Raw genomic sequence first — 12775 nt, forward strand, 5'->3', positions numbered from 1 at the left:
CGGGCGCAGAGGCGCCCTTCAATATCCGCCCAGCAACGCCGGGTCTTCGCGCATCGCCGCCTGGCCCGGTCCGATATCGCCAAAGGGGCCGCCGAAGCCGGGGCCCTTGCGTCCCTTGCGCCCCATCGCGGCTTCGGTGTCGCGTTGCGGACGCGTCGTGCGCGAAAGCTTGAACTGGCGCTCGTACTCGGCGCGCGCCTGTTTCATGTAGGGCTCGCTGGTGAGCGAAAGCAAAAAGGCCGCGAGATCGTCCTCCTGCTGCTCGCTCAGGCCGAGCGGCACGATTCCGCCGTCAAGGAACGGGTTCTGGACCCCGCCCTTGTTATAGTGGTCGAGCGTGTCCCAGATCGTCGCCTGTGAGCCGTCGTGGAAATAAGGCTCGGTGAGATAAAGGTCGCGCAATCCCATCGTTCTGAACGCGCCAATGTCGTGCGGCTGGCGCGTGACCAGGAAGCGGCCGAGTTCACTGAGGTCGGTCGAGATCGCGAGTTCGTCGATCTGGCGCTCGCCGCCGCCTTTGGCGAGCAGCGCGAGCGCCTGGCGCGCATGGGGAACGAAACTCGCCGCATGCGCGGAGACGCCAATGTTGTGGAAGCGGTCGTCGGTGAACAGCGGGCGCGTCGGATTCCATCCGTGGCACGACATGCAGCGTCCCTGGCCGTTGAAGGTCGCCCATCCACGCAGCTGCTGCTCGGTGAGCGCCTTGCTTTCGCCCGCCATGTAGCGGTCGAAGGGCGAGTCGAAGGAGATCTGCGTGCGTTCGTACACCGCGATCGCGCCGACGATGTTCTGGTAGGTGGGCGCCTGCTTGAAAGCCTGCTTGAACAGGGGCTGATACTCGGCCAGCGCGCGGACCTTCTCCACCACCGCCTGCTCATTCGGCATCCCCATCTCCACCGGGTTCAGGATCGGCTGCTTGGCCTGATCCTCGAGCGTCGGCGCGCGTCCGTCCCAGAACTGTTCGATGTTGAACAGGGCGTTGAGCACGGTTGGGGCGTTGCGCTTGCCGAACTTGCCGTGCACGCCCATCGAGGTCGGCAACTGATCGGTAAAGCCCTTGTCGGGATCGTGACAGCTCGCGCAGGAAACCGTGTTGTCCACCGAAAGGCGCGGGTCGAAGAACAGCTTTTTGCCCAGGGCGACCTTAGCCGCCGACTGCGGATTGTCTGCCGGTACGACCCATTTGTAGAGTTGATCGGGGAATCCAGGTTGGTTGACGCTCTTCGGCTCAGCCGACCGTCCCGCCTTGGGTGCGGGGACGGTGGCTCGTGCCACGAGTCCGCTGCCGATGACTGCGGCCGCGGCTAGCGCGGTTAGGGTGGCGAAGAACCTCGCAGACATGGCCGTCCTCCGCAGCCAGATGCCGGCACTGTCTTACGCCGGCGCTTCGATCGCGGCCTCGCCTATTCGGCCAACAACCAGGCGATTGGTTGCTCACAGTCCTGCTGACTGGAGCAAACTCTCCGTAGCGAGTGACGAACAGCGTGATGCTACGCTAGCACGCCTGTCAGTGCTGACCAAAGAATAATTTGTAGAGTGACCAGACCCCGCCTAACCCAGCCGGACGTACTCGAAGTCCAGTGGCTGGCCGTTGATGCCCTTGGCGGGCGGCGCGATCCATCCGGCCACCTTGCCCGGTTGGTACACTGCTCGCATCAGCTCGGCGTTGCGCGTGCGATCTTCCTCGGTCGGCAGCCATGCGCCGCGGCGCGCCGCGAACTCCTCGGCCGACAGCCGGTTGCCCTGTGGATCGTAGCAGGCCGTGGCGAATGCGCCGACCTTGCGGTTGAAAGCGGGATGCGGAAGCGTCAGGCGCTCGCCAAGGCCGCGCGCGGCAAGCTCGCGGTTCCATCGCGCCAGCCCGCGCTCGCAGTCCTGGACGTAGGCGTCACGCAGGATCGCGTTCATCGCCCGGCGCAGCGGGATACGCTGCATTTCTCCGCCTGGCATCCGCAGTTCGTAGTAGCCCTCGAGCGCGCGATGGTCCCCGTACACTCCGGAAGTGTGCTCTCGAAAGCGTCCCTTAAGCCCGGCGGCAAAGTAGGTCGCGGCGTTGCTCGAATCTTCCGCGCCGAAGAGGTCAAGGCTCTCCGAGAACCACAAGTTGATATACTTCTGGATCACGCCGAGGGGGATCGCGCCGAGCGCGTAGAGGTCCGCGCGCCCTGAATCCTTCATCAGATCGGCGCTGCGCTGCACGACGCGCTGCACGCCGGTCTCGCCGACGAACATGTGATGTGCTTCCTCGGTGAGCATGAAGCGGGTGGTGCGCGAGAGCGGATCGAAGCCGCCTTCGGAGAGCGACTCGAGCTGATATTTGCCGTCGCGGTCGGTGAACATCGCGAAACAGAAGAAGTCCAGCCAGTCGCGGATCGGCGCGTTGAAGGCGTTCAGGATACGTGGATGGTCGCGATGGCCGCTGCGCCGGACGAGCAGCTCTTCGGCCTCCTCGCGTCCGTCGCGGCCGAAGTAGCGATGGAGCAGGTAAACCATCGCCCACAGATGGCGCGCTTCCTCGACGTTGACCTGGAACAGGTTGCGCAGGTCGTAGAGCGACGGCGCCGTCTTGCCCAGATGGCGCTGCTGCTCGACCGAGGCCGGCTCGGTGTCGCCCTGGGTCACAATGATGCGGCGCAGTTCCTTGCGCAGCTCACCCGGCACCTGCTGCCACGGGTCGAGATCGGCATGGTCGCCGAAGCCAATCCTGCGTCGCTCGGGCGGGGCCAGAAAAATCCCCCATTGGTACTCGGGCATCCGCACGTAGGCGTAATGCGCCCAGCCGTCGGCCGAGGCACCGATGGCCGTGCGCAGATAGACCTGCGAAGTGTCAAAGCCGTCGGGACCGACCTCGTTCCACCATTGAAGAAAGCGCGGATGCCAGGTCGCGAGCGCGCGCCGCAGCTGCGGGTCGCTGTCGAGCTCAACGTTGTTGGGAATTTCACCGTGCATGGATAACTCCGAATCGCGGCTGTGCGCGGTTCAGGTGCGCCGGAAATCGAACTGCGGACTTTGCGGCTGGCCGTAAAGCCTGAGCGCCCCGTGCTCGCCGACCGCGTTGGGGCGCTGGAAAATCCAGTTCTGCCACGCCGAGAGCCGCCCGAAAATCCGCGTCTCCATCGTCTCCGGCCCGGCGAAGCGGATGCTCGCCTCCATCGCGGTCAGGGCGTCGGGCGAGAGCGACAGCCGCTCGCTTATCGCAAGCCGCAGCTCCTCTTCCCAGTCAAGCTCGTCGGGCGCGACGGTGGCGAGCCCCGCTTCCAGCGCCTCGTCGGCGTCGAAGACCCGTGCGGAGGCAAGCGCGACGGCGTGTGCGGGGTCGGCCACGAAGCGGGTTTGCAGGCGGCTTAGCCCGTTGCTCATCGGCAGCGCGCCCGCATTGAGCGGACCAGTCGCGATTCGCGCGCCGGCGCCGCTCTTCATGTATATCCGGTCGGCGGCGAGCGCGAGCTCGAGCAGCCCGCCGCCGAAGCACGCGCCGGGTTCGACGAGCGCGAAGAAGCTCTTGGCGGTGAGGTCGAGCCGCTTGAGCACGCGTTTCATCAGCAGAATCGTTTCGTTGATGAACCAGTCGGCGCGCCGCTCCCACATCCGGCGCTCCAATTCGAGCACGCGCTCGAGCTCGCCCTGGGACCTGATCAGTACCAACCCGATCTCTGGATAGTTGCAGCGCAGGCGAAGCAGCGCGTCGTCGATTTCACGGAACAGCCTGAGTGGATAGAAGTCGGCCCCCAGCGCCGCGGGCTCGGCGGGAATCGCGGGCACGCCCGCCGGCCCTTCAACGATCATTTCGGCGAGGCGCCGGCTGCGCTCGAGCCGCAGCGTCAGATGGCGGTAGCGGATCTGCTCGTCGCTCTCCGCGGGCGAGAGCGCGTCGAGCGTGATGCCCGCGCGCCCGGCGCGCGCCGGATCGACGAGCGCCTCGACGCGCGCCTCGACTGCCGCGTCAAAGCGCGAGCGCGGCGCGATCGCATCCACCAATCCCCATTTCACCGCCCGCTCGCCGCGCACGCCCTCGGCGAGCGTGACGAAGAGGTCGGCGAGGTCGCGCCGCACCTTGCGCTTGTCCACCAGCCGAATCAGCCCGCCCGTGCCCGGCAGCACCCCTAGGTAGGGGATCTCGGGCAGGCTCACCGCGGAACGGCGGTCGTCCACCAGGATGAGCTCGTCGCAGGCCAGTGCCAGTTCGTAGCCGCCGCCGCTGCACGTGCCGTTGAGCGCCGCCAGATAGCGCTGGCCGCTGTGCCGGCTGGCGTCCTCGATTGCAAGCCGGGTCTCGTTGGTGAACTTGCAGAAATTGACCTTGAAACCGTGCTCGGAGCGAGCGAGCATGAAAATGTTGGCGCCGGCGCAGAACATCCCCTCGGTCGCGCTGCTCAGCGTGACCACGCTGACGCCCGGATGCTCGAAGCGCAGGCGCATGACGGCGTCGGCGAGCTCGATATCAACGCCGAGGTCGTAGGAGTTGAGCTTGAGCGCGTAGCCGGGGCGCAGGCCGCCGTTTTCGTCCACCTTTATCAGCAGGCGGGCGCGGTCGCGCTCGGCCTCGAGCTTCCAATGACGGTAGCGGCACGGCTCGGTCTCGAAACGGATCGGCTCTTCCATGGTTCCTGGCGACGGTTCGGCCCCAAGGGCACTCTATGCGATATAATGCATCTGATGTCAAGCATCATTATGCATGTGGAAGCGTCGCGGGAGCTGCGCGGCCGCGATGCGTGCGCGGCGGATCGTTGCCAGCAAGTCGCGCAGCGACTGTGCGGGAGTTCTGCCCGCGGTGTCGAGCCGGGCGTCGGCCTTGGCGTACAGCGGCTCGCGCTGGGCGAGGATCCGCCGCATGTCGGCCATCGCCTGCGTCGCGCTGACCCCGGCGCTCATCCGGTAGTCGCCCTGGCGCCGCACGCGCTCCCAGTACTCGCGGGGCGAAGCCTGCAACCAGACCGTGTAGCAGGACTCGAGCAGGCGCTCGAAAGTGGACAGTTCGGAAACGAGGCCGCCGCCCGCCGCAATCACGACTTGCGCGTGCGCGCGCAGCAGACTCTCGACCGCGCGCCGCTCGTAGCGCCGGTAGGCGGCCTGGCCGAGGAGGTCGAATATCTCGCCGACGCTCATCCCCGCGGCGCGCTCGATTTCGCGGCTGAGCTCCACGAAGCGCCAGCCGAGCCGTTTCGCAAGCGCCGCGCCAAGCGTGCTCTTGCCGGCGCCGCGCAGTCCGATTAGCGCGATTCGCTCGAGCCGTGCCGGTCGTTCGCCGAAGCGCCGCGCGAGCAGCGCGGCAGCCTCGGCCAGTTCGGCGGGCGAGAGCCGACGCAGGCGCTCGGCCAGCAGTGCGTATTCCACTGGCGGCACCTCTTCGCCGACCAGCTCGGCGAGCGGGACGTCAATTGCGGCAGCGACGCGTCTGAGCAGCGTGATCGAGAAATTGCCGCATCCGGCTTCGAGCTGGGCAAGATAGCGCTCCGAAACTCCCGAGTCGTGGGCCAGCATCCGGCGCGTCATTCCGTGGCGTGCGCGCGCGTCGCGCACGCGCGCGCCGAGCAGCTTCAGGAATTGCGCAGGGCCGCCGCCGCGATCGCCGTCCGGATGCGGAGCGGCGCGGCGCGCGGTGCGCGGCGATGGGCGTCCGTTGCGTTCCCCAACATGTGTCCGTGGATGCATTATAATGCATCCAGTGATATACGAAATCGCGCCCGGGCGGCAAGAGCGGACGGAGCCCGACCGCCTAGTAGCCGCCTGGGGTCGCGGTCGCCGCGGGCGCCGGCGCGGGTTCCGACGAGTAGCTCGAAGAATAGCTGTACGGATTAGGTGCCGCGCACGCCGCAACCCCAAGCCCGAGGATTAGTGCGAGTGCCAAGGAAAAGAGCGTCCTCATCGCCGGATCCTCCCGCGGCTGGCAAACGGGATCGAAGGCCGCACGGTTCCCCGGGACAGAAACAGCCCTTCGTGCGGCAGCTAGGTCGGCCGGCGCGACTTTTCGCCCGGCGCAAGATGCAGCTCGGCGACCGGGTTCAAACCGGAAGTCCAATGGAGGTTGCGCCGGAAGACCTCCATGTCATGGCCGGGAACCACGCGCGGCAGCTTGTCGCCGATTATCCCGGCCATCCGCTCGAACACCTTCATCACGTTCCACGGATTGCCCTGGATATAGCCCGGCGGCCACATCTTCTCGAGGTTCGCGTACCAGTACAGGCAGTCGCCGGCGGCGATATGCGGACCCGCCGAGGTTTCGATCTCCACCCACTGCGAGCCGAAGGTGTGCGATTCGGCGGCGAGCCTGCAGGTGACACCGGGCGCGACCTCGCGGTCGCCATCGAGCAAGGTCACGCGCCCGGCGCGGAGCGCCTCGTCGAAGCGGTCGAAGTTCTCCCAGTTGATCGAGGACAGCGCCCACGAACCCGAACCGGCAGTCCTGATCAGTTCGCCGCGGCGCAGGCGCGTCCAGCCTTCGTACTCCGCGCGCTGGACATATACGCGCGCGTTGGGAAACGCGCCGACATTGCCGGCGTGGTCGGCGTGCATGTGGGTCAGGATTACGGTATCGACCTCCTCCGGCCGGAAGCCGATCTTGCCCAGCACCGCCGCGGGCCATTCGATGTGGGTGAACACGCCGGACAGCTTTTCTTCGGCCGAGGCGAAGCCGCTTTCGCCGAATCCGGTGTCGATCGCGATTACGCGCCGTTGCGCGCTCGCCGGCGCGGAGACCAGCAGCGTGTAGAGCATCGGGATTTCGAACGTCCCGGTGTTGCTGGCGATGGGCGAACCGCCCATAAAGTCGCCCGACACCATCGTGCGCGCATAGCAGAGCACCCAGATCGAATAGTCAGCCGCCATCGCTTTCTCCCCGCTCGATTCGCCGCCCTGCGGCCGGCCCACGAAGCCGGCATCCGGCGCGCCACGCTCACGCGCTGAACTCGACCACCGCCGCACCGCTGCCCCAGATCGAGCCGTAGCCCAGGAGCTTGCCGGTGATGCGCCCGGCTTCCATCGCGCCCATCAGCCAGTAGTAGCCCTTGAACTGCATGTCGGCGCCGGTCTTCGCCGCGTAATCCGGCACGCGGTCCATCGCCTCCCTGCATTTGCCCGCGGCCATCAGGTCGAGCATCGCGCGGTTGTGCGCGTCATCCTCGGGGCTTGCGATATGGTCCTCAGCGTCGCTTATCTCGCGCGTGAAGTAATGGCCCGACAGGCCGCTGGACAAGACCGCAACGGCGCGCCTGCCGAGCGCGCGGACCGCGTCAGCGGCGGCGCGGCCCAGCGCGAGCTCCTCCTCGCGTCCCGCATAAATGTTGCACGACATGCAGACGACCGGGATTTCGTTTTTCGGGTTTAGAAAGTCGAGGGCGACCAGGGTGCCGGTGTCCACCGGGAAGCCTTCGTAATCGACTGCGCGTACCTGGAGGCCCGCGGCGGTTCCGAGTTCGATCGTCTTGCGCGCCAGTTCGACGTCGGTGCGGAAGTCGTACGGCAGATCGCCGAGGTCGTACCAGTTTTCGTCAACGTGCAGGCCGCACGGGTTTGCGCGCGCCTGCACCAGATGCCCGAGCACGGAAATCCACTGCGTGCTGAAGATCACCAGCACGTCGGGCCGCGCCTCGAGCGCGTTGGCGCCCGCCGTCCGGCACGCCCGGCGCAGCTCCTGGCGGCTCGCCGCGTCGCGCGGCAGCATCACGTGCGGCATGCCCGGCATCAGGTAGCCGCGGACGATTCGCCCCTCAGGCATCGGCGTTGGCTCCGTCGCCGCCCGCCGCCGAGAGGTCCCATTCGACCACCGCGTTGCCGGTAGCGATCACGCTCCAGTAGCCGTGCACGCGCGCCGGGACCTTCGGAAATCCCATCGCCGCGAGCATCCAGAACAGCCCGCCCGACTTCACCTCGGCGCCGGTCCTTTCGATAAACTCGGGCAGCACCGCCAGCAGCTCGTCCATCCTGCCCGAGCGCATCAGCCCGAGCACGCGCATGTCCCACAGGTAGTTGGCGTGGCTGAAGACGTGCTCCTTGCTCATGTCCTCGGGCAGGTTGGGGTCGGGCTCGCGATCGAAGTGCAAGTGCGAGAGCGTATTGCTCGCGGCGAGCACGGCGCGCCGGCCGGTCTTCTCGATCGCGCGGCGCGTGGCGCGGCCGAGCTTGTACATTTCTTCGATCCCGACGTTGAGCGAGAAGTAGTAGGGCGAATTGTTCGCGCTGAGGCTCAGGATCGGGATGTCCCAGTCGGGATTGAGCATGTGCGAGGTGACGATCGTTCCGTAGTCGAGGCGAAAGTTGGGGTTGGTCATCTTGCGCGCGATCAACCCCTCGGCGCGCGCCTCGTCGTATACCGCGTCGGCCAGCTCGACGTCGATCGCGGTGTCGAACCTGTAGCGGAACAGATGCGGGAAGATCGGATCGACCGAGAGCCCTTTAAGGCGCGGCACGCGGCTGACGTGATGGCCGACCAGCGTCATCCAATGCGGCGTGTGGACGACGATCACATCGGGTTTGAGCTGTTTGATCTTCGCGCGGCAGTTGTCGTACGCCCAGCGCAGGACCTCCCATCCGCCGCTCGAACGCGGGATGTTCTGCGGAGGATTCTCGCCGTAAACCAGATGTGGCGGATGCGGAGCGATGAAGCCGCAGACGATCGAGCCTTTGCCAGCCATCTCCGGGCGCCCTCCGGGCGATTTGGTTTTGTTCTGCGCCCCCGGGCCGTCCGAGGGCGGGCCGAGTCTACTCTCTTGTCGCGTCGTTGGGGAAGCGAGCGGCGCGACGCCCGACCTTTGCGCGGTCACCGTTGACGCCGAATCGGCGATAGCGGATAAGGCAGGAACGGCGGCCCGCCGCGCCCGTCCGGGGGAATCCATGGAACTGACAGAATTGCGCAGACGAATCCGCGGCAACGTGACCTCTACGGACGACGGCGGTTACGAGGCCCTGCGCCGCGCGATGGTGTGGAATCGGCTGGTGCCGCAGCGCCGGCCGCGCGCAATCGTCGAAGCCGCCAGCGAAGCCGACGTGGTCGAGGCGGTTCGCTTTGCACGCTCCAACGGGTTCAAGGTGGCGATCCGCGGCGCCGGGCATAGCTGGGTCGGCTTCGCGCTGCGCGACGACAGCCTGTTGATCGATCTGGGCCGGCTGAACAACGTAGCGATCGACCGTGCGCGGCGCAGCGCGACGATTGGTCCCGCCGTGCGCGGTCGCGAATTCAACCGGATGCTGGCCGCGCAAGGCCTGGCGTTTCCGGTCGGCCATTGCCCGACCGTCGCGATGAGCGGGTTTCTGCTCAACGGCGGGCTTGGCTGGAACTTCAACGCCTGGGGGCCGGGCTGCTTCAGTATCACCGCGGCGAGGGTGGTGACCGCGGACGGCCGCCAGGTCATCGCGAGCGAGAGAGAGAACTCGGATCTATTGTGGGCGATCCGCGGCGCGGGGCCGGGGTTCTTCGGCGTGATCACCGAATACTCACTGCGGCTTTATCCCGCGCCGGCGGCGATCACGACCAGCAATTACTACTATCCGCTCGAGCGGGCGGAAGAGGTCGGCGCGTGGGCCGGTAAGATTGCGCGCCAGCTACCGAAGCACGTCGAGATGACGATTTTGACCGCGGCCGCGCCGCCCGCGATCGCGGGCCGATGCGCTTCCAGCCGCGGCTTTGCCTGCCTCGTGAGCGCGACCGCGTTCGTCGATAGCCCGAACGAAGCGGCTTCCACGCTGGCCATCCTCGACAGTTGCCAGGTCGCCGGCCTGCTCAAGGAGCCGAACCTGCCCACGCCGATCGACACCCTGCACGACGTGGGCGCGATGGCGTGGCCGGAGGGCCATCGTTATCTTGCCGACACGTTGTGGACGAACTCGCCGCCGGGCGCGGTGCTGGCGACTTTGCGCGATAACTTCATGCGAGCGCCGTCGCCGAAGTCGCATGGGGTCTTCGTGCCGGCGACCGGGCCGCGCTCGCCGCTGCCGGACGGCGCCTATTCGATGACGGGCGACGCGCTGCTGCTGTGTTATGCGGTATGGGAGCGCGTCGAGGATGACGCCGCCAACGCGGCGTGGCATCGCACGACGGTTGCGGCCCTCGATCCCTACGCCATTGGCCACTACGTTGGCGAATCGGACATCATCGGCGACCCACGCCGCGCGCAACGCTCCTACGCCCGGGCCAACTGGGAACGCCTGCAGGCGCTGCGCCGCAAGTACGATCCCGACGGGCTATTCCCCGCGCGCTTCGACGAGTAGCCGTCAACGGGCGCGGCGGAATTTGGGCAGCGTCACCTGGGGCGTGACGTCGTCGAAGACAACCTCGACCGGCATCCCGAGCGCCAACTCGTCGGGCTTGATGTCAGTCACCCACGCCACCATCCGCACGCCCTCCTCGAGCTCGACCACCACTACCGGGTATGGCACCATCGGCGCGAACTGCGGCAGGAAGGGCTGCGCCGCGACGGTCCACGAAAAAATCTTGCCTTTGCCCGACGAGCGCGCCCATTCGAACTTGAACGAGCCGCACCTCGCGCACATGTCGCGCGGGATATGCCGCCACGCGCCGCAATCGGCGCATCGCTGGAAGCGCAGTTCATGCGCATGGCAGTACTTGTAGAAATCCTCGGCCGGCCCGCGCATCCGCGGCAGCGGCAGCTTGTATTCGCTCTGCGTCTCGGCCATCGCGCTACCTCCTCAGGATCGCCAGTCCGCCGTCGCCGAAGTCGCCCCATCCAGTGACCAGCCCGACCTCGGCGTCCTTGACCTGGCGCTCGCCGCATTGGTGGCGCAACTGGCGCGTGGCCTCGACGATGTGGTTGATGCCCCAGACGTGGGCCTCAGAATGAAGCCCGCCGTGGGTGTTGAGCGGCAGCTCACCGCCGAGCCCGATCCGCTCCATCGTGACGAAGTCCTTGACCTCGCCGCGTTTGCACAGGCCGAGCGCTTCCATCTGGAGCATCACCACGTAGGTGAAGCAGTCGTAGATTTCGGCGAAGTCGAGGTCCTGCGGTGTCACGCCGGCCATCTTGAACGCCTTGGGTGCGGCGAAGCTGAGCCCGATGACGAACGGGTCGGGACGCGCGGGGATGTCGTCGGCGGGGTAGGGATGGCCCTCGGCGACGCCCGAGATGTACACCGGCGGACATTTGAGGTCGCGCGCGCGTTCGGGCGAGGTGACGATCACGGCGCCGGCGGCGTCGGTTTCCAGGCAGCAGTCGTACAGGCGGAACGGATAGGAGACCCATCGCGCCTTGAGATAGTCGTCCATGGTCAGCGGCCGCCCGCGCATGAGGGCCTGCGGATTGAGCTGAGCATGCTTGCGCGAGGTCAGCGCGATCGTGCCCATCGCCTCGAACGGCGTGCCGTACGTTTTCATGTGGCGGGTGGCGAGCCAGGCGTACCATTGCACCGGCGCCATCGCGCCATACGGCAGGTAGTAGGCGCCGATCGTTCCCGCCAGCGGACCCGGCGGCGCCGAGCTGCGGCCGCCCCCGCCGCCCGCGCTCACCCGCATCACCGAGTACCCGTTCCATCCGCACGGCACCAGCACGCAGTTGGCGACGCCAAACGCGATCGCCATCGCCGCGCTTTGCAGTGCGACCACCGGGCTCGCGCCGCCCATCTGGACGTAGGTCGAGTAGCGCAGATCCTCGATCCCCAGGTTGGCCGCGAAGTGCTCGGCGCTGGCGCCGAGCGGCGGGCCGACGATGCCGTCGATGTCGTGCGGCCGAAGTCCGGCGTCGTCGAGCGCCCTTGCCGACGCTTCGAGCATCAGTTGCAGTTCGGTCTTGCCCGAGCCGCGGGTGAACGCGCTCTCACCCACGCCGACGATGCATGCCTTGTCCTTAAGTGATTCCATCCAGGTTCACCCACACTCGCGCCGTGGTTCCGTCGCCGCGGCGTCGCTTAGGGCGGAGCGAATCGACGTCGAGTCGCCTTACGCACGCCGCCGATCTCCTTACCATGATTGGGCGCGTGAGTGTTATATCCAAAGCAGCGAGTCGCGCGGCGTGAGAGCCGGCGCGGCTGGGAGGATCACGATGGCGACGTTCGTCCTTGTGCATGGGGCATGGCACGGCGGGTGGTGCTACAAGCGGGTCGCGGCCCATCTGCGTGCCGCCGGCCATGAAGTCTATACGCCGACGATGACCGGTGATGGCGAGCGCGCACATCTGATGAGTCGCGCGGTCAACCTCGAAACCCACATCCAGGACATTCTCGGCGTGTTGCGCTGGGAGGAACTCAGCGAGGTCGTGCTGTGCGGCCATTCGTACGGCGGGATGGTGATCACGGGCGTGGCCGACCGGGCGCCGGAGAGAATCCGCTCGCTCGTCTATCTCGATGCGTTTGTGCCCGGCAGCGGCGAATCGATGTTCGACCTGATGACAGCCGGGAGCCGGGCCGCCTTCCGCGACGACGCGAAACGAAACGGCGAGGGCTACCTGATGACGCCGATACCGGCGGCAGTCTTCAACGTCAATTCGAGAGATGCGGCGTGGGTGGATCGGATGTGCGTCAAGCATCCGCTGGCCTGATTCGAGCAGAAGATTTCGCTGAGCGGTGCCGTAGCGCAGGTCAAGAAGCGCACGTACGTGCTGGCCGCCGGATGGGCGCCGCCGGCCGAGATGGGCGATGAGTCGCCGTTCGTGCCCCTGGCGGAGAGGTTCAAAAAGGACAGCGCCTGGCGCGTGGTAAGCCTGCCATGCGGCCACGACGCAATGGTGGACATGCCGAAGGAGGTCGCCGAACTGCTAATAGAAGCAAGCCTTTGAAATCCAAGTAGCCAATTCCCGCAATGGGCCGACCGGGGAAGCGCCACAACGATGCT

12 protein-coding genes are annotated in these 12775 nt (G+C 66.8%); 3 read left to right on the plus strand and 9 right to left on the minus strand.

Annotation, left to right across the window (positions count from 1 at the left end; translation table 11 throughout):
- Nucleotides 1-18: 18 nt before the first annotated feature.
- The 7 genes from VFB33_12525 to VFB33_12555 all read right to left on the minus strand — a co-directional run bounded on the left by VFB33_12525 (nucleotide 19) and on the right by VFB33_12555 (nucleotide 8630).
- Nucleotides 19-1341: a cytochrome c peroxidase gene (locus tag VFB33_12525; GenBank protein ID HZO82510.1), complete on the minus strand. Its 1323-nt coding sequence runs from the start codon at nucleotides 1339-1341 to the stop codon at nucleotides 19-21.
- A gap of 210 nt (nucleotides 1342-1551) precedes the next feature.
- Nucleotides 1552-2949 (minus strand): benzoyl-CoA 2,3-epoxidase subunit BoxB, encoded by a 1398-nt coding sequence (boxB, locus tag VFB33_12530; protein HZO82511.1) that lies wholly within the window; start codon nucleotides 2947-2949, stop codon nucleotides 1552-1554.
- A 30-nt stretch (nucleotides 2950-2979) separates the two neighbouring features.
- Nucleotides 2980-4602: a 2,3-epoxybenzoyl-CoA dihydrolase gene (boxC, locus tag VFB33_12535; protein HZO82512.1), complete on the minus strand. Its 1623-nt coding sequence runs from the start codon at nucleotides 4600-4602 to the stop codon at nucleotides 2980-2982.
- 57 nt (nucleotides 4603-4659) lie between these two features.
- Nucleotides 4660-5652 (minus strand): helix-turn-helix transcriptional regulator, encoded by a 993-nt coding sequence (locus VFB33_12540; protein ID HZO82513.1) that lies wholly within the window; start codon nucleotides 5650-5652, stop codon nucleotides 4660-4662.
- 294 nt (nucleotides 5653-5946) lie between these two features.
- Nucleotides 5947-6825: an N-acyl homoserine lactonase family protein gene (locus tag VFB33_12545; protein ID HZO82514.1), complete on the minus strand. Its 879-nt coding sequence runs from the start codon at nucleotides 6823-6825 to the stop codon at nucleotides 5947-5949.
- 67 nt (nucleotides 6826-6892) lie between these two features.
- Complete coding sequence (locus VFB33_12550) at nucleotides 6893-7714, minus strand: hypothetical protein (GenBank protein HZO82515.1); 822 nt, start codon at nucleotides 7712-7714, stop codon at nucleotides 6893-6895.
- Nucleotides 7707-8630, minus strand: coding sequence for a hypothetical protein (locus tag VFB33_12555; protein HZO82516.1), 924 nt, complete (start codon nucleotides 8628-8630; stop codon nucleotides 7707-7709). The genes VFB33_12550 and VFB33_12555 overlap by 8 nt, the downstream gene beginning before the upstream one ends.
- Before the next feature lie 199 nt (nucleotides 8631-8829).
- Between VFB33_12555 and VFB33_12560 the strand changes: the two genes are divergently transcribed.
- A complete protein-coding gene (locus tag VFB33_12560; protein HZO82517.1) occupies nucleotides 8830-10203 on the plus strand; it encodes an FAD-binding oxidoreductase in 1374 nt (457 codons plus the stop codon).
- A gap of 3 nt (nucleotides 10204-10206) precedes the next feature.
- Here the strand turns inward: VFB33_12560 and VFB33_12565 are convergent, their stop codons facing one another.
- Both VFB33_12565 and VFB33_12570 read right to left on the minus strand, forming a co-directional pair.
- The gene (locus VFB33_12565; GenBank protein ID HZO82518.1) at nucleotides 10207-10629 is read right to left on the minus strand and encodes an OB-fold domain-containing protein; all 423 of its coding nucleotides are present in this window, start codon (nucleotides 10627-10629) and stop codon (nucleotides 10207-10209) included.
- Between the two features lie 4 nt (nucleotides 10630-10633).
- Entirely contained in the window at nucleotides 10634-11806 is a 1173-nt protein-coding gene (locus tag VFB33_12570) for a hypothetical protein (GenBank protein ID HZO82519.1), read from the minus strand.
- Nucleotides 11807-11987: 181 nt separating this feature from the next.
- Here VFB33_12570 and VFB33_12575 point away from each other — a divergent pair, with 181 nt between their 5' ends.
- Nucleotides 11988-12482: an alpha/beta fold hydrolase gene (locus tag VFB33_12575; protein ID HZO82520.1), complete on the plus strand. Its 495-nt coding sequence runs from the start codon at nucleotides 11988-11990 to the stop codon at nucleotides 12480-12482.
- 57 nt (nucleotides 12483-12539) lie between these two features.
- Nucleotides 12540-12719, plus strand: coding sequence for a hypothetical protein (locus tag VFB33_12580; protein ID HZO82521.1), 180 nt, complete (start codon nucleotides 12540-12542; stop codon nucleotides 12717-12719).
- Nucleotides 12720-12775: the final 56 nt, after the last annotated feature.

This window comes from Candidatus Binataceae bacterium, assembly GCA_035650475.1.
GTDB lineage: Bacteria > Desulfobacterota > Binatia > Binatales > Binataceae > JAKAVN01.